Here is a 19,851-nt window from a genome sequence, read left to right on the forward strand (position 1 = left end):
ACGCCCCGAGGGCGCGAAGCGCCCGAAGGGGCGCGGGGAACTGCGCGATCAGCCACGACCCACCCGCAGCCGCCGAAGAACACCCCCCGGGCTACCGGGCGCCCGACACCCCCTTCAGGTGCCGCTCCGCGAATTCCAGCTCCAGCCGCACCTGCTTGATCCGTTCGTCCACCACCAGCGACCCGTGCCCGGCGTCGTAGCGGTACACCTCGTGCACCGCGCCCCGCGCCTCCAGCCGCTTGACGTAGTTCTCGATCTGCCGGATCGGGCAGCGTGGGTCGTTGACGCCGGCCGAGATGTAGACCGGCGCCTTGACCCGGTCGACGTAGGTGAGGGGGGACGACGCCTCGAAGCGGTCGGGGACCTCCTCGGGGGTGCCGCCCAGGAGCGTGCGGTCCATCGCCTTCAGCGCTTCCATCTCGTCGTGGTACGCCGTGACGTAGTCGGCGACGGGCACCGCCGCGATGCCGAGGGTCCACGCGTCGGGCTGGACGCCGAGGCCGAGGAGGGTGAGGTAGCCGCCCCAGGATCCGCCGGTGAGGACGAGGCGCTCGGGGTCGGCGATTCCGGAGCCGACGGCCCATTCGCGGACGGCGGCGATGTCCTCCAGTTCGATGAGGCCGACACGGTGCTTCAGGGCGTCCGTCCAGGCACGGCCGTAGCCCGTGGAGCCGCGGTAGTTGACACGGATCACCGCGTAGCCGTGGTCCACCCAGGCCGCGGGGCCGGCCGCGAAGGAGTCGCTGTCGTGCCAGGTGGGGCCGCCGTGGATGTCGAAGACCGTGGGGAGCGGGCCGGTGCTGCCCGCCGGCTTCTGGACGAGGGCGTGGATGCGGCCGCCCGGACCCTCCACCCACACGTCCTCCACCGGCACCGAGCCGGGCGACTTCATGCCGGGCGGGTCGAGCACCACACCGCCCGCCGTGGAGCGGACCGCCGACGGCTCGGCCGCCGAGGACCACAGGTACTCCACGTTGCCGTCGGGCCGGGCCGTCGCGCCCGAGACCGTGCCCGGCGGGGTCGGGATCTCCGTGAGGGCGCGGCCGGACAGGTCGTAGCGGAACAGCTCGCTGCGGGCCTCGAAGCTGTGGGCGATGAGCAGGCCGCTGCCGTCCGGATACCACTCGGCGCTCACGTCGCCCGGCAGCTCCAGCGCCAGGTCCGTCTCCTCGCCGGTGGCCACGTCCCACACCAGGGGCTCCCAGCGGCCGCGGCGCTGGTGGCCGATGAGCAGGCGGGTGTCGCCGTCGACGGGGGCGAAGCCGAGGACCTCCAGGCCCAGCTCGCGGGTGCCGCCCTCGGTGTCGTCGAGGTCGGCGACCGCAGTGCCGTCGGGCCGCAGGACGCGCAGCGCGGAGTGCATCGCGTCGCCGTGCTCGGTGTGCTCGACGGCGATGAGCGAGCCGTCGTGGGAGAGGTCGCCGACGCCGGCCGACTCACGGTGGCGGTAGATCTCCATCGGGTCCTCGCTGGTGCGGACGAGGTGGATGGTCGTGCCGTCCTCGTCGGTGGAGCGGCCGACGACCGCCGTCCGCCCGTCGCGGCCGAGGGCGAGGCCCGCCGGGTAGGAGGGGCCCAGTCCGGCTGCGGCCGGTTCGTCCGCGCCGCCCTCGAAGGGCTGGCGGCGCCACACGCCGAACTCGTCGCCGTCCTTGTCGTCGAACCACCAGATCCACGCTCCGTCCGGGGACAGCACGCCGTCCGTCGTGCCGTTCGGCCGGTCCGTCACCTGGCGCTGCTCGCCCGTCGCCCGGTCCCAGGCGTACAGCTCGTACGTCCCGGTCGCGTTCGAGACGAACAGGGAGCGGTCCGGCGCGTCCTCCGCCCAGTCGGGCAGGGAGACCCGCGGTGCCCGAAAGCGCTTCTCCCAGTCCGGCATCCGCTCCTGCCGCCCCGCCTGTACCGCTTGCTCGTGCTGGTCCCGCCGGTCGCGTGCTCCGGACCCGTTGCTCTCAGTCATGGCCCCATACTGCCCGCCCCGGCCGACAATTCGCTCGCGAGGTCCCCAGCCTGTGGATAACCTCCACCGGTCCCCCCTCCGAGCAGGCCAGGAGTCCCGCCCATGTACTCCCCCACCCCCGCCGACTGGAACGAGGCCAACCGCGCCCACTGGGACGAGCGGGTCCCGCTGCACGTCGCCGGTGATTTCTACGACCTGGACGCCTTCCGGGCCGGTCAGGACCCCCTGCGCGACTTCGAGCTCGCCGAGGTGGGCGAGGTCGGCAACCGCTCTCTGCTGCATCTGCAGTGCCACATCGGCCTCGACACCCTGTCCTGGGCCCGGCACGGCGCGGCCCGCGTCGTCGGCCTGGACTTCTCCAAACCGGCTGTCGAATCGGCCCGCGGTCTCGCGCAGGACCTGGGTCTCGGCCCGGACCGGGCGGCGTTCGTGGCGGCGGACGTGTACGACGCGGCGGCCGCGGTCCCGGAGCCGTCGTACGACATCGTGTACACCGGCGGCGGCGCGCTGTGCTGGCTGCCCGACATCGGGCGCTGGGCGCGGACCGCCGCGTCGCTGGTGGCGCCCGGCGGGTTCCTCTACCTGGCCGAGTTCCACCCGCTCACCGACGTCCTCGACGACGAGACCGGTTCGCGGATCGTGCACGACTACTTCGCCCGCGACGCCTGGATCGAGGAGAGCGCGGGGTCGTACGCGGCCGAGGGTGCGGAGTTCGCCCACGGCCGGCGGGTGGAGTGGCAGCATCCGGTCGGCGAGGTCGTCTCGGCGCTCGCGGCGGCGGGTCTGCGGATCGAGTTCCTGCACGAGCACGACGTGTCGCTGTTCCGCCGGTTCGGGAACCTCCAGCGGCGGGACGGCTGCTTCCGCTTCCCCGAGGGCCGGCCGCGGATTCCGCTGATGTACTCGATCCGGGCGCGCAAGGGCTGACCGCGGGGAGGTTCACGGCCGTCCGGAACCGGCCGGCGGGCCCGCTCCGTTGCCGACCCCGCGGGCCGGGGCCGCCCGACACCCCCGTACCGTGGGGGTGTGTACCGGTTTCTGCTGACGCCCCGATGGTGGGGGATCAACGTCTTCGTGCTGTTGTCCATCCCCTTCTGCATCTTCATGGGGTCCTGGCAGCTGAGCCGGTTCGAGGACCGTGTGCAGGACCATCGCACCGCGACCGAGCAGGTCTCCGAGGCCCGGCACGAGGCGCCCCGGCCCCTGAAGGACATGCTGCCGGTGGACAAGGCGACCTCCGGGAAGCTGGTCACCGCGAGCGGGCGGTACGGCAAGCAGCTGCTGGTGCCCGGGCGGGAGCTCGACGGCAAGCAGGGCTTCTACGTGCTGACGCTGCTGCGGACCGACTCGGGGGAGGCGCTGCCGGTGGTGCGCGGATGGCTCCCCGGAGCCGCCGCCACGGCGAAGGCCCCCGCCCCGCCGTCCGGTGAGGTCACGATCACCGGGGCCCTGCAGGCGTCGGAGACGCCCGGCGACAACGGGGTCAGTGCGCAGGGCGGCCTGCCGGATGGGCAGACCGCGGCGATCAGCGCGGCGTCCCTGGTGAACCTGGTGCCGTACGACGTGTACGACGCGTGGGTCACCCTGTCGAAGGGCGACGCCGGGATGACGGCGGTGCCGGCCGCCGCGCCGCCGGACTCGGGTCTGGACCTGAAGGCGTTCCAGAACCTGGGTTACACCGCCGAGTGGTTCGCCTTCGTGGGGTTCGTGATCTTCATGTGGTTCCGGTTGCTGCGGCGCGAGGTCGAGTTCGCGCGGGACGCGGAGCTGGGTCTGGTCGCGGACGAGGAGCCCGTCACCGTGGACGCCGCCGTGAAGTGAGTGGCGCCTTCGGCCGCGAGGGGTGGGTCCGCAGCCCCTGCCGGGCCGTGCCCCGCCTACGCTCCCGCCAGCACGCCCGTCCAGTACACCGTGCCCGCGCACGCGTTGGACACCGTGACCGAGGTCCCGCCCGAGCCCGTGCCCGGGGTGTACGACACTGCCACGCTGCCGTCGACCGTGCCGTCCTCCCTGACGAGCTGGGGGGCCGTGCCCGTGTCGCCGCCGGTGGAGGTGCCGGCCGTGGTCGTCGGGTCCTCCGACGGCGTCGGGTCCGGGCTGGGGTCGGGGCCGCCGACACTGCCGCCGGGAGTGGGGCAGGTCTCGGAGGGGACCCAGGCGAACTTCACGTCGTAGCCGATGCCCGGCTGGAGCACCAGCTGAGCGGCCTCCAGGGACGGGTCGGGCAGCAGACCGGCCGCCGCGTCGCCGGCGGTGTGCCGGGCCGAACCGACCTTGCCGGCGTCGGCCGCGCCCTGCGGCAGCGCGTTGACGGAGCCGGGGCCGGTGACGGTGCAGGCCGCGCCGGAGACGTTGACGACACGGAAGGAGCCGGAGACCGCGCCCGTGGAGTCGGGGGCGTTGCTGCTTCCGGAGGCGGGGCCGAGCTGGGCGGCGGTGCACGCCGGGACGCCGGCGGCGACGGTGGAGGAGGGGTCGGCGCCCTGGGAGGCGCCGGTGGAGGCGCCGCCGGATCCCTTGCCCTTGTCCTTCTCCTTCTTCTCGCCCTTCTGCTTGCCCTCGGCCTTGCCGGAGGAGCCGCCCGCGGTGCTCTCGCCGCCGTCCGGGCCCTTGCCCTGGCTCGCGCCGCCCTGGGCCTGTGAGGTGTGGCCGATGGCGGCGGGGTTGGCCTCGGAGCCGGTGGCGTTGGAGACGTGCACGAGGGCGGGGACGGCCGTGCCGATGAAGAGCGCGGCGGCCGCCATGCCGACGACGGCCTGCCGCTTGCGGGCCCGCCGCTGCGGTACCGCCTTGCGCAAGTAGTCCAGGGTGCCGTCGCGCGGTTCCACCTCCTGCACCACGTGGTGCAGCATCGAGCGCAGGTCCAGCTCGTCCGAGTCGAGCCCGTCGAGGCTCTGGTCGTCGGGGCCGTGGTTCACAGTTCCGTTCCCAGCGTGCGATTGCTTCGGATCTTGTCCGTGCCGTGTCGGCACCTGCCACTCGGCCAGGCGCTCGACGGGCTCGGGGCCCTCGCGCCCGTTGCCGCCCGTGCCGTCGCCACCCCTCATGCCGACGCCTCCATGGCCAGCCGGAGCGCAGCGATACCGCGCGATCCGTAGGCCTTGACGGAGCCAAGGGATATGCCGAGCGCCTCGGCGACCTGCGCCTCGGTCATGTCCGCGAAGTAGCGCAGCACCAGCACCTCGCGTTGGCGGCGCTGCAGCCCCTTCATCGCCTTGATGAGGGAGTCGCGCTCCAGCTGGTCGTAAGCGCCTTCCTCGGCGCTGGCCATGTCGGGCATGGGCTTCGACAGCAGCTTCAGGCCGAGTATGCGGCGGCGCAGCGCGGAGCGCGAGAGATTGACGACGGTCTGGCGCAGGTACGCCAGGGTCTTCTCGGGGTCCCGGACGCGCTTGCGGGCGGAGTGGACACGGATGAACGCCTCCTGGACGACGTCCTCGCAGGAGGCGGTGTCGTCGAGGAGGAGGGCGGCGAGACCCAGCAGCGAGCGGTAGTGCGCCCGGTAGGTCTCGGTGAGGTGGTCGACGGTGGTTCCGGCCGCCACGCCGTCCTCTGCGCCGTCACGCTGATTGGGTATGCGGGCCGGCCGCGCTGCGGGCACGGGCGCGATCACCGGCATGCCACCGGGCGTACCGGCCATGCGGGGTCGGAGAGCCGCTGGGCGGGGCGGTCGAAGGACCGTGCCGCGCGCCGCGCTGAAGTCGAGTACCTCTGCCACGCCTGTTGGACACGCTGACCCCCGTGAGGGTTGTACGTGCCGGGCATCACTTTCACGCCGACCGTCGCCGTTGCCGGTCTACCCGCGTCAGGCAGCACAGTCGATGGTGCGTTCATGGCCCTCATGCGTCCCGCTCTTCCCTTATATCCAAATGTGAACGGACGTCCCCACGCCCGGTTCCAGGCGTCCCCACGCCTGTAAGCGCTCCCACGGTCGAAGGGCGACCGCAAAGACGCTCCCCGCCCTTCGCGCGGTTGCGGAGAGCGGGGAGGTAAATCCTCTGATGCCGAAGCGCCACGGACAAGTGGTCCGGATCATCGATCGGCTCACATGTCGTCCACAGATCCTACAAACCACCTCTGACATCGGCCGCGACCAGCTCGGCGATCTGGGCGGTGTTGAGCGCGGAGCCTTTGCGCAGGTTGTCCCCGCACACGAACAGTTCGAGCGCCGTGGGGTCGTCCAGCGCCCGCCGGACCCGGCCGACCCAGGTGGGGTCGGTGCCGACCACGTCGGCGGGGGTCGGGAACTCCCCGGCCGCCGGGTTGTCGAACAGCACGACGCCGGGCGCCGTGGCGAGGATCTCGCGGGCCTTGTCGACGGTGACCTCGCCCTCGAAGCGGGCGTGCACGGTCACCGAGTGCGTGGTGATCACCGGCACCCGGACACAGGTGACGGCCACGGGAAGGCCGGGCAGACCGAGGATCTTGCGGGCCTCGTTCCGCACCTTCAGCTCCTCGGACGACCAGCCGTCCTCGCACGCCGTACCGGTCCAGGGCACGACGTTCAGCGCGACCGGCTCGGGGAAGGGCCCGGTGTCGTCGCCGACGGCCCGGCGTACGTCGCCGGGGTGCACGCCGAGCTCCGTGCCCGCGACCAGGGACAGCTGCCGGCGCAGGGTCTCCACACCGGCGCGGCCGGCGCCGCTGACGGCCTGGTACGAGGAGGCGACCAGCTCGCGCAGCCCGAACTCGGCGTGCAGCGCGCCCAGGGCCACGATCATGGAGAGCGTCGTGCAGCTGGGGTTGGCGATGATCCCGCGCGGGCGCATCCGCACGGCGTGCGGGTTGACCTCGGGCACCACGAGCGGCACGTCCGGGTCCATCCGGAACACACCGGAGTTGTCGACGACGACCGCGCCCTTGGCGGCGGCGACGGGCGCCCACCGCTCGGCGATGTCGTCGGGGACGTCGAACATGGCGACGTCGACCCCGTCGAAGGCCTCCTCGGCGAGCGCGACGACCTCGGTCTCCTCGCCGCGCACGGTCAGTTTGCGGCCCGCCGAGCGCGGGGAGGCGATCAATCGGATCTCGCCCCAGACGTCGGCCCGCTGGGACAGGATCCGCAGCATGACCGTGCCGACGGCTCCGGTCGCACCCACCACGGCAAGCGTCGGACGCCCGGACCGTCCGGTCCGGGCGTCCTGTCGGAATGCGGCCATCAGCGGCCGGTGCCTCCGTAGACGACGGCCTCGTCGCTGTCGGAGTCGAGCCCGAACGCCGAGTGCACGGCGCGGACGGCCTCGGGTACGTCGTCGGCGCGGGTGACGACCGAGATGCGGATCTCGGAGGTCGAGATCAGCTCGATGTTCACGCCCGCGTCGGACAGGGCCGTGAAGAAGTCGGCCGTGACGCCCGGGTTGGTCTTCATGCCGGCGCCGACGAGGGAGATCTTGCCGATCTGGTCGTCGTAGCGCAGGGAGTCGAAGCCGATGCCGGCCTTGTTCTTCTCCAGCGCGTCGATGGCCTTGCGGCCCTCGGTCTTCGGCAGCGTGAAGGAGATGTCCGTCAGGCCCGTGGAGGCGGCGGACACGTTCTGCACGACCATGTCGATGTTGATCTCGGCGTCGGCGATCGTGCGGAAGATCGAGGCCGCCTCGCCCGGCTTGTCCGGCACGCCGACGACCGTGACCTTGGCCTCGGAGGTGTCGTGCGCGACACCGGAGATGAGAGCCTGCTCCACCTGCTTTGCTCCTTGCTTCGGCTCGCTGCTGACCCATGTGCCCTGAAGTCCGCTGAAGCTGGACCGGACGTGGATCGGGATGTTGTACCGGCGGGCGTACTCCACACAGCGGTGGAGCAGCACCTTGGACCCGGAGGCGGCCAGTTCGAGCATGTCCTCGAAGGAGATCCAGTCGATCTTCCGGGCCTTCTTCACCACGCGCGGGTCGGCGGTGAACACGCCGTCGACGTCGGTGTAGATCTCGCAGACGTCGGCGTCCAGGGCGGCGGCGAGGGCCACCGCGGTGGTGTCGGAGCCGCCGCGACCGAGCGTGGTGATGTCCTTGGTGTCCTGGCTGACGCCCTGGAAACCGGCCACGATCGCGATGTTGCCCTCGTCCACCGAGGTCTTGATCCGGCCCGGCGTGACGTCGATGATCCGGGCCTTGTTGTGGACCGAGTCGGTGATGACACCCGCCTGGCTGCCGGTGAACGACTGGGCCTCGTGGCCCAGCTTTTTGATCGCCATGGCCAGCAGGGCCATGGAGATCCGCTCTCCGGCGGTCAGCAGCATGTCGAGCTCGCGCCCGGCAGGCATCGGGGAAACCTGCTCGGCGAGATCGATCAGCTCGTCCGTCGTGTCGCCCATCGCGGAAACCACGGCAACCACCTGGTTGCCGTTCTGCTTCGCTTCCACGATCCGCTTGGCGACGCGCTTGATGCCCTCGGCATCGGCTACGGAGGAGCCTCCGTACTTCTGCACGACAAGGCCCACGTGCGCTCCTCGCTCAATCCGTCTCTATCCGCTCATACGCATTCGTACCGCGGTCGGCTCAGTCTAACGAGCGTCCGAAAAACCCCTCCGCGATATCGCATGGTGAGATCTCGGGCCGCCCGTCCAGAGTCGCTCATGCCCATCTGGGCACCCACCACTCGGAAAAGTGCCCGGCGTCACAATCGCACGAGCCCGCGGTCCCGGTCGCGCAACTTTCAAGCACTAGGGTTCGGCTGTGCGCGTACTCCTGGTGGAAGACGATGAGCCGGTCGCCGAGTCCCTGCGCCGTGGCCTCAAGCGCTACGGCTTCGAGGTGGAGTGGGTCACCACGGGCGAGGCGGCCCTGCGGCACGAGGGCCCCTGCGACGTCGTCCTGCTGGACCTCGGCCTGCCCGACACCGACGGCCTGGACGTCTGCAGGGCGCTGCGCGAGCGGGGCGACGTCCCGATCATCGTGATCAGCGCCCGCAGCGACGAGACGGACCGGGTGGTCGGCCTCGAGCTCGGCGCGGACGACTACGTCTCCAAGCCGTTCGGCGTCCGGGAGGTCATCGCGCGGATCAGGGCGGTCATGCGCCGCACCCGGCCCCGCACCCCCGCGGGGACGCCCGACCCCGGCCCCGACCGCTACGGCACCCGCCTGACGATCGACCGCAAGGCCGCCCGGGTGCGCCTGGACGGCGAGGAGGTCGCCCTCGCGCCCAAGGAGTACGACCTGCTGGCCTTCCTCACCGAGGAGCCCGGGGCGCTGATGTCGCGCGAGCAGATCATGGAAGCGGTCTGGGACGCGAACTGGTTCGGCCCGACGAAGACACTGGACGTGCACGTGGCGGCGCTGCGACGCAAGCTCGCCGGGGCGATAACCGTCGAGGCGGTGCGCGGGGTCGGCTTCCGGCTGGAGATCGCGAAGGACGCGGGCGGAGACGGCGCCGCCTCATGATCCGTCAGCTCGTCCGCAGCTACGTCCTGCTCGTCGCGGTCGCCATCGCGCTGTTCACCGTGCCGGTGGCGTTCACGCTCACGGATCAGCTGCGCGACGACACCAGGTCGGCCGTCACGCGTGAGGCCGACGCCATGGCCCTGCTGCTCGGCGACGGCCGCGCCGCCTCCTGCCGGGCCCTGGAGGAGATGGCCACGGCCTACGACGACGAGATCCAGGTGACCCGCACGGCGAACTGCCCCGCGGACCTGCCGCGGCCCACCCCGGACGCGGCCCTGGCCAGTGCCCTGAAGGACGGCACCCCCACGACGGACTGGGGCTCCTCCTTCATCTGGGGCCCCGAGCTGGTGATCACCGTGCCCGCCCGGGCGGCCGGCACCGACCGGGTCGTCGGCGCCGTACGCATCGTGTACTCGACCGGCGAGATGACCAGCCGGCTGTGGCAGATCTGGGGCTTCCGGGCGGTCCTCGCCGTACTCGTCCTGGGCGTGGCCGCCCTGCTCGGCGTCGCCGTGGCCCGGCGCCTCACCCGGCCGCTGCGCCAGCTCAACGACATGGCCAGCAAGTTCAGCGACGGCGACCTGACCGCCCGCTCCCCCGTGACGGGCCCGCCCGAGACCCAGACCCTGGCGCGCACCCTCAACCAGGGCGCCGAACGCCTGGACACGCTCATCGCGGCCCAGCGCATCTTCGTCGCGGACGCCTCCCACCAACTGCGCACCCCGCTCACGGCGTTGCGGCTGTCCCTGGACAACATCGCCGACGGCGTGGACGACGAGTTCGTGCGGGAGGACGTGGAGCAGGCGACGGCGGAGGTCGTCCGGATGACCCGGCTGGTCAGCGGGCTGCTGGTGCTGGCCCGGGCCGAGGCGAGGGTGACGGCGGCCGAGCCGCTCCCGCTGCTGGACATCGTGCGGGAGCGGCTCGCCGTGTGGAGGCCGGCCGCCGACGAGCGCGGTGTCACCATCGCGCTCGGGGGGAGTACCGACGGCCGGCCGTCCGTGCTGTCCAGTCCCGGTCATCTGGACCAGATGCTGGACAACGTGCTCTCCAACGCCTTGGAGGTCTCGCCCGACGGCGGGACGATCACCGTGCGGGTGGAGCCCCGGGGCGATGTCGTGGAGGTCCGGGTCCTGGACGAGGGTCCCGGCATGTCGGACGCCGAGAAGTCCCGCGCCTTCGACCGGTTCTGGCGCGGCCAGGGCCTGACCGGGAAGTCCGGCTCCGGCCTCGGTCTCGCCGTCGTCCGACAGCTGGTGACGGACGACGGCGGGACGGTCGCGCTGACGGACGTGCCGGGCGGCGGCGGCCTGTGCGTGACGATCACGCTACGGGCGTCCCACCGGGGCGGCGGCTGAGCCGGCTCAGCCCTGCGGCATCTTCGAGGAGTGGTGGTTCACGATCAGCCACCTGCCGTTCGGCTGCTTCTCGTAGGCGTAGGTGTAGCGGGCCTTGACGGTGCTCTTCCCGCCGGTCTCGTGGTCGGTGAGCGCGAACTCGTAGACGCCGGTGTCGATGACGGTGTCGCGGTCGAGGACGTTGACGACGGACTCGACCTTCGTCCCGTGCGGCTTGTTCCGCAGGAAGTGCTCGAAGTAGTCGACGATCCCGGCTCTGTCGGTGCGGACCTGGTTGGAAACGGTCGGCAGCAGGACCGCGTCCTTGGCGTACAGGTCGGCGACCTTCTTCGGATCGCCGGTCTGCAGGGCGGCGTTCCAGTCGTCGAACAGCCCGAGCACCTGCGCCTTGGTCACCGGCTTGGCGTGCTCCTTCCCCTTGCTCCGCGCGTCCGCTCCGGCGGCCCCGGTCCCGAGGGCGAAGGTGCCGGCGGCCAGGACTGCGGTGACGGTGGCGGCTACGGCTATGTGCCGGCGGGCGGGGCGGCGGTCCATGACATCTCCAGTGGGATCGAGGGGAGTCTGCTTCCTTCCGCGTCCTCCGCGGTGGAAGTGACTCCAGCCTCGCGTCCCACCGGTTAGGGCCCGTGCAGCCCGCGTACAGGGGACGTACAAGGCCCCTCCAAATCACCCGGCGTGAGCGGGCCTTGGCGGATACGGTCGGGGCATGGAGACATTGCGCTACGTGGCGTTCAGCACGGATCCCGAGGGCGGCAACCCCGCGGGGGTGGTGCTCGACGCGAGCGGCGCCGACGACGCGGCGATGCTGGCGACGGCGGCCGAAGTCGGCTACTCGGAGACCGCGTTCGTGGTGGACTCCGGCGACGGCCCCCTGGACGTCCGGTACTTCAGCCCGCTCGCCGAGGTGCCGTTCTGCGGCCACGCGACGATCGCCACGGCCGTGGCGCACGCGGAGCGGCACGGCACCGGGCGGCTGCTGCTGCGCACCGCGGCGGGCCTGGTCACCGTGACCACGGACCGGACGGCGGACGGCACCCTCGTGGCGACGCTGGTGAGCGTCGCCCCGCGTACGGTCCCCCTCGATGAGGCCGACCTCGCCGAGTTGCTGGCGATCCTGGACTGGTCCGCCGGCGACCTGGACCCGGCGCTGCCGCCCCGGGTGGCCTTCGCCGGGGCCTGGCACCCGGTCATCGCCGCCGCGAGCCGCGAGCGGCTGGCGGACCTGGACTACGACATGGCCGCGCTCACCGCCCTCATGGCCCGCCGGGACTGGACCACGATCGACCTGGTCTGGCGGGAGTCCCCCACCGTCTTCCACGCCCGCAACCCTTTCCCGCCCGGCGGCGTGGTCGAGGACCCGGCGACGGGGGCGGCGGCGGCCGCGTTCGGCGGCTACCTGCGCGAGTTCGGCCTGGTACCGATCCCTGCGACCCTGACGGTTCACCAGGGCGCGGACCTGGGGCGCCCCGGCACGATCACCGTGACGGTCCCGGCGGAACCGGACACGGGCATCGGCGTGACGGGGACGGCCGTACGGATCTGATCCTCAGCGGTTCAGTGGCCTACGGCTCAACGGCTGAACCGCTGCGACGAACGCCGCCCAGGCAGGCGCGGTGACGTGGAGTTGAGGGCCTGCGGGGGTCTTGGAGTCGCGGATGTGGACCGCTGCGGACCGGGCGACTTCGAGGCAGGCGCCGCCCTCGGAGTCGCTGTGGCTCGACTTGATCCAGCGCAGTTGGTCACTCATGACTGATCCACCATCCGCTCGATGAAACGCACGGACTCGTCCGGACTGAGAGCCTGCGCGCGGATCATGCTAAGCCGCTCCGTGGCGCGGCTGACAGCCCCTGGTTCGGCCGTCATTTCGCTCCCCAACTGGCCTTCGGCGTAGGCGAAACGCTCGTGATCACGCGTTTCCAGCAGCACCAGGGGTCCCAGAAGTGCCGCGGTGATGGCTCCTTCAAAAGGCAGGACCTGTACCACGACGTTCCTCAGCCGGGAGACCTCCAGCAGGCGGTGCAGTTGTTCCACGTCCACCTGCGAACTGCGCAGTGCCGCCTCGTAGATGACGAAACAGAGGGCCACCGGCGGCTTCCGTTCAGTGAGGATCACCTGCCGTTCCAGGCGGGCGGTGATCCGTTCCTCCGTCGTCTCCGCGTCCAGGGGCGGAACATGGTTCTCGATGAGTGTTTGTGCGTAGCGCTTGGTCTGCAACAAGCCGGGGATGTACATGGCCTCGTACCACCAGAGACTGATCGCCTCCCGCTCCCTCTCCATGAAGTCCTGCGCCCGCGCCGGGAACTTCTCCCTCTGCAGGTACTCCTTGGCCGCGCTCAGCAAGCCCTCCGCCCGGCACAGCTCGTCAGCCGCGTCGAGAACTCGGGGCGTCGGCATGCGGACGCCCTGTTCCATGGACTTGATCGTGTCCAGGGAGTAGTTGGCGGCGGTGGCCAGTTCCTCACGGCTGACGTTTGCCTTGGTGCGCCAGCGCTTCAGCTGGTTGCCGCTGTAGCGCCAGGCGACCGGCGGCTGGGAATTGGAGTTGTACTGGCCCGGCACAGCGCCCACCTCCGACGGTTACACCAGCGTGTGTACCACCACAGTCGCTACCGACCGTAGCCGAGCGGGCATCAGAGTGTGGCCATGACGAACGCGATTCACCGCCCTGAGTGGGTTCCGGCGGCAGGTCATCAACTCCACGTGGCGGGTGTGCACTTCGACGCGGTGCGGGTCGAGGGCGTGCGGGGGGAGCTGGTCGCCGAGTGGCTGGTCGAGGTGTCGGACGGGAACGCGGGGCCGATCGTGTGCGAGGCGAGCGGGCCGCGGTGGGTGTACTTCCTGCTCGCCCCCGGGGCGGTACGGAGGCGCGACTGGCCGTTCGGCGTGCAGCAGTTGGGCGGCCGGGACCCGCGTACGGTCACGGTCACCTACATCGGGATCCCGGCCCTCGAGGGAAACACCTGGCCGCTCAGGTGGTACAGCGAGCCGACGCCGACCGCCCCCTACGTCGGCGGGGAAGCCCTGGCCGCCGCCGTGGGCAGGTGAGGGGAACCGGAGGCGACTACGTGGCCGGGCGGATGCCCAGCGGCCCGGCGATCTCCTCCGCCATCACCCGGCCCGCCTCGATCTCCAGCGTGTCGTCGCCCATGCCCTGGTCCGTGTCCAGGCCGTCGAGTTCGGCGAGGGGCTGGTTGAGGCGGACGTGGGCGAGGACCGACTGCAGGGCCCGCAGGCTCGCCGAGGCGGTGGAGCCCCAGTTGGAGAAGTAGGAGAACTGCCACCACCACAGGGCCTCCGTGGTGCGGCCCGCCCGGTAGTGGGACATGCCGTGGCGCAGGTCCGTGATGACGTCCGTGAGGTCGTCGGAGATACGGGCCGGCACCGGGGCCTTGCGGGGCTCGTACGGGTCGAAGACCTCGGAGTAGACGTCGATCGGGTCCAGCAGGCGGGCCAGGTTCTCGCGGAGCTCGTCGACGTCCCCCTCGGGGCCCGTGTCGGGTTCGTAGCGCTCGTCGGGCACGATGTCCTCGTGCGCGCCGAGGCGGCCGCCGGCCAGGAGGAGCTGGGAGACCTCCAGGAGGAGGAAGGGCACGGCCGATTCCGGCTCGTCGCCCTTGGCGACCTCCGTGACGGCGACCAGGAAGCTCTCGATCTGGTCCGCGATCTGGACCGCGAAGTCGTCCGGGTTCTGGTCGGTCGCGTGCAGCGTGGCGTCAGACATCTAGGAGTCGTCTCCCCTCGAAGGCGCGTCCGAGGGTGACCTCGTCCGCGTATTCCAGGTCCCCACCCACCGGGAGGCCGCTGGCCAGGCGGGTGACCTTCAGGCCCATGGGCTTGATCATGCGGGCGAGGTACGTCGCCGTCGCCTCGCCCTCCAGGTTCGGGTCCGTGGCGAGGATCAGCTCGGTGACTGTGCCGTCGGCGAGCCGCGTCAGGAGCTCCCTGATGCGCAGGTCGTCGGGGCCCACCCCGTCGATCGGGCTGATCGCGCCGCCCAGGACGTGGTAGCGGCCCCGGAACTCACGCGTGCGCTCGATCGCCACGACGTCCTTCGGCTCCTCGACCACACAGATGACGGCCGGGTCGCGGCGGGTGTCGCGGCAGATGTTGCACAGCTCCTCCTGTGCGACGTTGCCGCAGGTCGCGCAGAAGCGGACCTTCGCCTTGACCTCCATCAGGGCCTGTGCGAGACGCCGTACGTCCGTCGGCTCGGCCTGCAGGATGTGGAAGGCGATCCGCTGGGCGCTCTTCGGACCGACGCCGGGCAGCCGTCCCAGCTCGTCGATCAGGTCCTGGACCACGCCTTCGTACAACGGACTGCCCTTCCTGGGTCTTCGGAGTCGGTGCGTACCGTCCCGTACGTACCGTAGTTGTCTGCCGCCTGTCCGAGGAAGGCGGTGCGCCGGGTCAGAACGGCAGGCCGGGAATGCCGCCGCCGCCCAGGCCCTGCGCGAGCGGGCCAAGCTTCTGCTGCTGGAGCGTCTGCGCGTTCTCGTTGGCCGCCTGGACGGCCGCCACGACCAGGTCGGCGAGCGTCTCCGCCGTCTCCTCGGCGGACGCGGCCTCCGGATCCACCGCCTTCGGGTCGATCTTCAGCGCGCGCAGTTCGCCGGCGCCGGTGACGGTGGCCGTCACCAGACCGCCGCCCGCCTGCCCGTCGACCTCCGTCTGCGCCAGTTCCTCCTGCGCCTGCGCCAGGTCCTGTTGCATCTTCTGGGCCTGCTGGAGCAGCTGCTGCATATTGGGCTGGCCACCACCGGGGATCACGATCAGCTCCTTGCTCGGTACGGGTTTTCCCGTTCGGCACGAGCCTACGTGGTCGGGGCTGCCGTCGCCCCAGCACTCTTTCGAGTGAGTCCCCCTCGCGCCCTATACCTGATCAAGGAATACTTCCGGGCGGAAAAGAGGCGAAAGCTACGCCTTCGCCACCCATTGGGAGGTAGGAAGAGTCGGGCGCGTTCCGGATACGGGTTTCGTCCATCGCGCAGCGTGATCGGTGAGTGAACCGTACGTGGTCATTCGTGGTCAGTGAGGAGTGCCGGGTGGGTCAGCCGGAGATGCAGCCCGAGGGGCCGCCTCAGGACGGGTGGGGCGAGCAGGCGGCCGGGCTGCGGCCGGGCGATCTGACCGGGCGGGTCTTCCCGCTCGGGGACTGGGGCGAGCCGGCGGTCCGGCTGGACGAGCTGTACCGGTGGGTGGAGCGCGGGGCGCTGCGGACGGCGGCCTGGTATCTCGCCGACCGGGTGTGGAAGCGGCGGTGCGCGCGGGTGCTGCGCTGCGGTGCCGCGGCGGGGGCGGTCACCGGGGTCGCGCTGCCACTGCTGGATCTGACCGGGGTCGCGGGCGGGATCGCGCCCTGGGGGTGTCTGGCGCTGCTGCTGGGGGCGGCGTGCGTGGCCGCCGACCGGTACTTCGGGGTGACGTCGGGGTGGATGCGGGACGTGGCCACCGCGCAGGCCGTGCAGCGGCGGTTGCAGGCTCTGCAGTTCGACTGGGCGGCGGAGAGCGTGCGGGAGGTGCTGGGCCCCGCGGAGGGGACGGCCGGGGAGGCCGCCGAGCGGTGCCTCGGAGTGCTGCGGAGGTTCTCCGAGGACCTGACGGAGCTGGTCCGGGTGGAGACGGCGGACTGGATGGGGGACTTCCGTGCGGGGATCGCCGCGCCGGCGGGGTTGCAGGCGGTGGTGTTCCCGGCGCCGGGACGCGGGGCCGAGGTGGGGGTGAACGGGCGGTTCACGGTGCCCCCGCACGGCGGGACGCGGCCGAACATGCCCCGCCAGCGCCCGCCCGAGCCGAGGTGAGCGGCATCGGCTCGGGCCGCTCCCGTTGCCGCCGGCCCGAAGGTGCCTGAGGTCCGACGCTGCGGCGGGCGAAGGGAGTTCACCGGCCGTTCGGCCACCGACAAGCTGACCGAGAACGTCCGCGAGGTCGTCCCCGGCTCGGCATCGGTCACCGCTTGGTGTACGTCAGCCGTTCCCCGCTGCTCGTGTTCACGCGCTCCAGCGTGCCGTTCGGGAGGAGGGTCACCTCGGTGGCCGCACCCGGGGTGCAGGCGGTGCGCGGCTGCCCGACCTTGACGGTGGTGGGGCCGATCTGCAGCGCGCCGTCGGTGCCGGGTTCCGCGGTCAATCGCCCTTCGAAGACGCAGTGGTAGGTGCCGCCGCCCTTGGTCGGGCCGTCGGCCACGAGGGACAGGACCGTGCCGCCCGGATCGCCCTGCTGGAGGGTGAGCGAACGGCTGTGCTCGCCGTCGGCGTTGTCGATGGTCGTGGTCCAGGTGCCGAGGTATCCGGACGGGATCGTGCCGTCCGCCGGGGAGGGCGAGGTGTCCGGCTGTGAGGTCGTCGGGGACGGGCCCGGGGTGGTCGGGGCCGGGCCCGTGCTCTGCGTGCCGCCGCGGCCGTCGTCGGCCCGGTCGTCGCCGCCGCCCTGCATCAGGGCGTACACCGACCCGCCCGCGGCGAGCGCGACGACCAGGGCGATCACCACGAGCAGCGCGGTGGAACGGCCCTCCCCCCGCGGCGGCTGGGGCTGCGGGGGGCCGTACGGCGGGGTCGTGCCGTAGGGCGGCGGGCCGTACGGCGGGGTGGAGCCGAGGCCCCCGTAGGCGGGGTGCGGCGGGGCCACGCCCGGGGCGCCGGGCTGGGGGTGCTGCCGGGGGTAGCCGTACGCCGGGTACGGGGGCGGCTGGGGCTGCGGGTGGGGCGGGGCGCCCGGGCCCGGGGGCCGCTGGGACGCGGCCATGGTGGGCAGATGGTTCACCGACGGCCCGTCGCCCTGCGGGGCCGGCAGGCCCGGCGGGGGCGGGCCGGGGGTCACCGCGGGCGCTGCCGCGGGGGCCGGGGGCAGCGCCGGGCGCGGTGCCGACTCGTCGGCGGCGGGGGCGTGTTCGGGGGTCGGCCCGGGGTCGGACTCGCCCGCGGGGACCGGACCCGGCTGCTTCGCGGCGCCGCTCTCCGGCTGCGGGCCGGTGGGAGCCGGACGCGCGGCGGAGCCGCCCGTGCCACCGCCCGGCGCCCCTTCGGCGGCGGGCCGGGCCTGCCCCGCATCGCCCTCCGGATCCTCCGTCTCCAGCAACCGCACCGCGTGCCGCCCCAGTTGGGCCACCAGGGCGCTCGGCAGCCAGGGGTCGAGGGCGCGGCCGTCGGAGACGGTGTCGTCCGCGCCCGTGCGCTGCAGGACGCGGTCGAGGGAGGGCCGGGCGGCGGGGTCCTTGCGCAGGCAGTCCCGGACGAGGTCGGCGATGCCCTCCGGGACGCCCTCCAGGTCGGGTTCCTCCTGGGCGATGCGGAACATCAGGGCGTGCACGCCGCTGTTGGCGCTGCCGAAGGGCAGGGCGCCGGTGGCGGCGTAGGCGAGGACCGAGCCGAGGCAGAACACGTCGCACGCCGGGGTGATGCGGTCGCCCCGCACCTGCTCGGGCGCCATGAAGCCGGGCGACCCGACGAGCGCGCCGGTGCGCGTGAGCCCGCCGTCCGTCACGGTCTCCAGGGCGCGGGCGATGCCGAAGTCGATGACGCGCGGGCCGTCGATGGTGACCAGCACGTTGGACGGCTTGAGGTCGCGGTGGACGATGCCGGCCGCGTGGATGTCCTTGAGCGCGTGCGCGAGCCCGGCCGCGAGGATGCGGACCGACCGCTCGGGCAGGGCCCCGTGGTCGTGCCCGACGACCTGCTGCAGGCTCGGCCCGGCTACGTACCCGGTGGCCACCCACGGCACGGCCGCCTCGGTGTCGGCGTCCAGCACCGGCGCCGTCCAGTACCCGCCGACCCTGCGCGCGGCCCGCACCTCCTGCCGGAACCGCTCCCGGAACTCCTCCTGCGCGGCGAGCTCCTCACGGACCAGCTTCACGGCGACCGTACGGCCCCGCCCGGAGCGGGCCAGGTACACGTGCCCCATACCCCCCGCACCGAGCCGCGCCAACAACCGGTACGAACCGATGTGCTGCGGATCCCCCGGCCCCAGCTTCTCCATCGCTCAGCCGCCTTTCCCCCCACACGTGAGCAACAGACCGAGAATAGTGCGGGGCCGGGGCGGGGCGGCCTGGACAACCCCTACGGTTCCGTAACAGGCGGACCCACCTGGTCAAGCACCTTCGACAGCCGTTCCAGCATCCGCACCGCCTCCGCCAGCTCCTCCTCCCCGAACGCCTCCGCCAGCCGGTCCGCGAACGCCGCGTGCCCGGGGTCGATCCGGGCGATCGCCGCCCGCCCCTCCTCGGTCGGCGCGAGGAGCTTGGCGCGGCGGTGCGCGGGGTTCGGCCGGTACTCGGCGAGCCCCTTGCCGACGAGCAGGTCGGCGATGCGCTGGACACTCTGCCGTGTGATGCCCATGGCGCGGGCGATGCCGGAGACGGGCAGCGGCTCCCCGAGGACCGCGCCGAGCACCTGCCACCAGGCGGCGGTGAGGCCGGCCGGCCGGGCCAGTTCCTCCGCGACGGCGAGGAACTGGCCGTTGAGCCGGAACACCCCGAGGGCGCTGCCGCTGAGCAGGTCCTGACGTTCCCGGCTCACAGCGCCCCGGCCTTCTCCAGCACCCCGTAGGCCGCCGCGTCGGAGTCGTGGAACAGCCGGTACCAGGCGTCCAGCACCTCGCCGTCGTGGACGCCGAGCAGCCGGAGGATCTCCCGGGCGAAGGCGACGGGCTCGGTCGGGCCCGCGGTGACCAGTCCGGCGTCTGTGACGGCGTCGGTGTCGACGTAGCGTCCGCCGCCCGCGTAGCCGGTCGCGGCCAGGTAGAAGGAGATCGCGCTGGTGTGGTCGCGGTCGTCGAGCAGGCCCTCGCGGGCCAGTCCGGCGGTGGCGCCGCAGATCGCGGCGACCGGGACGCCCGCGTCGAGGAAGGCCCGGGCCGTGCGGGCGAAGGGGGCGAGGTCGTCCGAGGTGTCCCAGAGGTCGGCGCCCGGGAGGATCAGCAGCGCGCTGTCCTCGGGGCGCAGGTCCGCCAGGGCCAGGTCGGGCTGGATGCGCAGTCCGCCGGTGCTCCGCACGGGGTCCGCAGACGGGCCGACGGTGCGGATCTCGTGGCCGGCGCGGGCGAGGTGGGCGGTGGCGTGGCCGGTCTCCCAGTCGGCGAGGGTGTCGTAGACGGCGAGATGGACGGGCTTGCGGCTCATGGCTCCTCCTCGGCTTCCCTGTATGACAACATGCTGTCGAATAGACAG

At 72.3% G+C, this 19,851-nt stretch carries 21 protein-coding genes; 7 read left to right on the plus strand and 14 right to left on the minus strand.

Going from position 1 to position 19,851, the window contains the following annotated elements; all coding sequences use genetic code 11:
• Positions 1-91: 91 nt before the first annotated feature.
• Positions 92-1,960, minus strand: coding sequence for a S9 family peptidase (locus ABTX60_RS07810; protein ID WP_352096191.1), 1,869 nt, complete (start codon positions 1,958-1,960; stop codon positions 92-94).
• Positions 1,961-2,062: 102 nt separating this feature from the next.
• Between ABTX60_RS07810 and ABTX60_RS07815 the strand changes: the two genes are divergently transcribed.
• Positions 2,063-2,887 carry a class I SAM-dependent methyltransferase gene (locus ABTX60_RS07815; protein WP_352096192.1) on the plus strand — a complete coding sequence of 275 codons (825 nt, stop codon included), beginning with the start codon at positions 2,063-2,065 and terminating at the stop codon, positions 2,885-2,887.
• Positions 2,888-2,986: 99 nt separating this feature from the next.
• Positions 2,987-3,781, plus strand: a complete 795-nt coding sequence (locus ABTX60_RS07820; RefSeq protein WP_352096193.1) for an SURF1 family protein — start codon at positions 2,987-2,989, stop codon at positions 3,779-3,781.
• Positions 3,782-3,837: 56 nt separating this feature from the next.
• Here the strand turns inward: ABTX60_RS07820 and ABTX60_RS07825 are convergent, their stop codons facing one another.
• The 4 genes from ABTX60_RS07825 to ABTX60_RS07840 form a co-directional block, all read right to left on the minus strand.
• Positions 3,838-4,878 (minus strand): hypothetical protein, encoded by a 1,041-nt coding sequence (locus ABTX60_RS07825; RefSeq protein ID WP_502992296.1) that lies wholly within the window; start codon positions 4,876-4,878, stop codon positions 3,838-3,840.
• Positions 4,879-5,003: 125 nt separating this feature from the next.
• Complete coding sequence (locus tag ABTX60_RS07830) at positions 5,004-5,579, minus strand: SigE family RNA polymerase sigma factor (RefSeq protein ID WP_352096195.1); 576 nt, start codon at positions 5,577-5,579, stop codon at positions 5,004-5,006.
• Positions 5,580-6,024: 445 nt separating this feature from the next.
• Positions 6,025-7,119, minus strand: coding sequence for an aspartate-semialdehyde dehydrogenase (locus ABTX60_RS07835; protein WP_352096196.1), 1,095 nt, complete (start codon positions 7,117-7,119; stop codon positions 6,025-6,027).
• Positions 7,119-8,393, minus strand: a complete 1,275-nt coding sequence (locus ABTX60_RS07840; protein WP_161369440.1) for an aspartate kinase — start codon at positions 8,391-8,393, stop codon at positions 7,119-7,121. Before ABTX60_RS07840 ends, ABTX60_RS07835 begins: the two co-directional genes overlap by 1 nt.
• Positions 8,394-8,628: 235 nt before the next feature.
• Here ABTX60_RS07840 and ABTX60_RS07845 point away from each other — a divergent pair, with 235 nt between their 5' ends.
• Together ABTX60_RS07845 and ABTX60_RS07850 are read left to right on the plus strand one after the other, a co-directional pair.
• Positions 8,629-9,333 carry a response regulator transcription factor gene (locus ABTX60_RS07845; RefSeq protein WP_352096197.1) on the plus strand — a complete coding sequence of 235 codons (705 nt, stop codon included), beginning with the start codon at positions 8,629-8,631 and terminating at the stop codon, positions 9,331-9,333.
• Entirely contained in the window at positions 9,330-10,691 is a 1,362-nt protein-coding gene (locus ABTX60_RS07850) for a sensor histidine kinase (protein WP_352096198.1), read from the plus strand. Before ABTX60_RS07845 ends, ABTX60_RS07850 begins: the two co-directional genes overlap by 4 nt.
• 6 nt (positions 10,692-10,697) lie before the next feature.
• Here the strand turns inward: ABTX60_RS07850 and ABTX60_RS07855 are convergent, their stop codons facing one another.
• A complete protein-coding gene (locus ABTX60_RS07855; RefSeq protein WP_352096199.1) occupies positions 10,698-11,225 on the minus strand; it encodes an SgcJ/EcaC family oxidoreductase in 528 nt (175 codons plus the stop codon).
• 172 nt (positions 11,226-11,397) lie between these two features.
• On the opposite strand from ABTX60_RS07855, the gene ABTX60_RS07860 reads away from it, so the two are divergent.
• Complete coding sequence (locus ABTX60_RS07860) at positions 11,398-12,234, plus strand: PhzF family phenazine biosynthesis protein (protein WP_352096200.1); 837 nt, start codon at positions 11,398-11,400, stop codon at positions 12,232-12,234.
• Positions 12,235-12,237: 3 nt separating this feature from the next.
• On the opposite strand, the gene ABTX60_RS07865 is transcribed toward ABTX60_RS07860, so the two are convergent.
• Both ABTX60_RS07865 and ABTX60_RS07870 read right to left on the minus strand, forming a co-directional pair.
• Positions 12,238-12,438: a DUF397 domain-containing protein gene (locus ABTX60_RS07865; RefSeq protein WP_352096201.1), complete on the minus strand. Its 201-nt coding sequence runs from the start codon at positions 12,436-12,438 to the stop codon at positions 12,238-12,240.
• A complete protein-coding gene (locus ABTX60_RS07870; protein WP_352096202.1) occupies positions 12,435-13,250 on the minus strand; it encodes a helix-turn-helix domain-containing protein in 816 nt (271 codons plus the stop codon). The genes ABTX60_RS07865 and ABTX60_RS07870 overlap by 4 nt, the downstream gene beginning before the upstream one ends.
• Positions 13,251-13,334: 84 nt before the next feature.
• On the opposite strand from ABTX60_RS07870, the gene ABTX60_RS07875 reads away from it, so the two are divergent.
• The gene (locus ABTX60_RS07875) at positions 13,335-13,736 is read left to right on the plus strand and encodes a hypothetical protein (protein WP_352096203.1); all 402 of its coding nucleotides are present in this window, start codon (positions 13,335-13,337) and stop codon (positions 13,734-13,736) included.
• Between the two features lie 16 nt (positions 13,737-13,752).
• Here the strand turns inward: ABTX60_RS07875 and ABTX60_RS07880 are convergent, their stop codons facing one another.
• The 3 genes from ABTX60_RS07880 to ABTX60_RS07890 form a co-directional block, all read right to left on the minus strand.
• Positions 13,753-14,412, minus strand: a complete 660-nt coding sequence (locus ABTX60_RS07880) for a DUF5063 domain-containing protein (protein WP_352096204.1) — start codon at positions 14,410-14,412, stop codon at positions 13,753-13,755.
• Positions 14,405-15,004, minus strand: coding sequence for a recombination mediator RecR (gene recR / locus ABTX60_RS07885; RefSeq protein ID WP_352096205.1), 600 nt, complete (start codon positions 15,002-15,004; stop codon positions 14,405-14,407). Before recR ends, ABTX60_RS07880 begins: the two co-directional genes overlap by 8 nt.
• A gap of 94 nt (positions 15,005-15,098) precedes the next feature.
• Positions 15,099-15,458 (minus strand): YbaB/EbfC family nucleoid-associated protein, encoded by a 360-nt coding sequence (locus ABTX60_RS07890; RefSeq protein WP_344461247.1) that lies wholly within the window; start codon positions 15,456-15,458, stop codon positions 15,099-15,101.
• 275 nt (positions 15,459-15,733) lie between these two features.
• Here ABTX60_RS07890 and ABTX60_RS07895 point away from each other — a divergent pair, with 275 nt between their 5' ends.
• A complete protein-coding gene (locus tag ABTX60_RS07895) occupies positions 15,734-16,489 on the plus strand; it encodes an SLATT domain-containing protein (RefSeq protein WP_352096206.1) in 756 nt (251 codons plus the stop codon).
• Between the two features lie 148 nt (positions 16,490-16,637).
• Here the strand turns inward: ABTX60_RS07895 and ABTX60_RS07900 are convergent, their stop codons facing one another.
• The 3 genes from ABTX60_RS07900 to ABTX60_RS07910 all read right to left on the minus strand — a co-directional run bounded on the left by ABTX60_RS07900 (position 16,638) and on the right by ABTX60_RS07910 (position 19,803).
• On the minus strand, positions 16,638-18,662 hold the full coding sequence (locus ABTX60_RS07900) for a serine/threonine-protein kinase (RefSeq protein ID WP_352096207.1): 2,025 nt from the start codon (positions 18,660-18,662) through the stop codon (positions 16,638-16,640).
• 80 nt (positions 18,663-18,742) lie between these two features.
• A complete protein-coding gene (locus ABTX60_RS07905) occupies positions 18,743-19,201 on the minus strand; it encodes a MarR family winged helix-turn-helix transcriptional regulator (protein ID WP_352096208.1) in 459 nt (152 codons plus the stop codon).
• Positions 19,198-19,803, minus strand: a complete 606-nt coding sequence (locus ABTX60_RS07910; RefSeq protein ID WP_352096209.1) for a DJ-1/PfpI family protein — start codon at positions 19,801-19,803, stop codon at positions 19,198-19,200. Before ABTX60_RS07910 ends, ABTX60_RS07905 begins: the two co-directional genes overlap by 4 nt.
• Positions 19,804-19,851: the final 48 nt, after the last annotated feature.

The sequence above is a fragment of the Streptomyces sp. NPDC126510 genome (assembly GCF_040302345.1).
In the GTDB taxonomy this organism is placed as follows: Bacteria; Actinomycetota; Actinomycetes; order Streptomycetales; family Streptomycetaceae; genus Streptomyces.

Coding starts and splice junctions, on each gene's coding strand:
- ABTX60_RS07850 (WP_352096198.1), top strand. CDS start 9,330: ATGATCCGTCAGCTCGTCCGCAGCTACGTCCTGCTCGTCGCGGTCGCC.
- ABTX60_RS07900 (WP_352096207.1), bottom strand. CDS start 18,662: ATGGAGAAGCTGGGGCCGGGGGATCCGCAGCACATCGGTTCGTACCGG.
- ABTX60_RS07855 (WP_352096199.1), bottom strand. CDS start 11,225: ATGGACCGCCGCCCCGCCCGCCGGCACATAGCCGTAGCCGCCACCGTC.
- ABTX60_RS07910 (WP_352096209.1), bottom strand. CDS start 19,803: ATGAGCCGCAAGCCCGTCCATCTCGCCGTCTACGACACCCTCGCCGAC.
- ABTX60_RS07865 (WP_352096201.1), bottom strand. CDS start 12,438: ATGAGTGACCAACTGCGCTGGATCAAGTCGAGCCACAGCGACTCCGAG.
- ABTX60_RS07830 (WP_352096195.1), bottom strand. CDS start 5,579: ATGCCGGTGATCGCGCCCGTGCCCGCAGCGCGGCCGGCCCGCATACCC.
- ABTX60_RS07875 (WP_352096203.1), top strand. CDS start 13,335: ATGACGAACGCGATTCACCGCCCTGAGTGGGTTCCGGCGGCAGGTCAT.
- ABTX60_RS07880 (WP_352096204.1), bottom strand. CDS start 14,412: ATGTCTGACGCCACGCTGCACGCGACCGACCAGAACCCGGACGACTTC.
- ABTX60_RS07810 (WP_352096191.1), bottom strand. CDS start 1,960: ATGACTGAGAGCAACGGGTCCGGAGCACGCGACCGGCGGGACCAGCAC.
- ABTX60_RS07815 (WP_352096192.1), top strand. CDS start 2,063: ATGTACTCCCCCACCCCCGCCGACTGGAACGAGGCCAACCGCGCCCAC.
- ABTX60_RS07860 (WP_352096200.1), top strand. CDS start 11,398: ATGGAGACATTGCGCTACGTGGCGTTCAGCACGGATCCCGAGGGCGGC.
- ABTX60_RS07835 (WP_352096196.1), bottom strand. CDS start 7,119: ATGGCCGCATTCCGACAGGACGCCCGGACCGGACGGTCCGGGCGTCCG.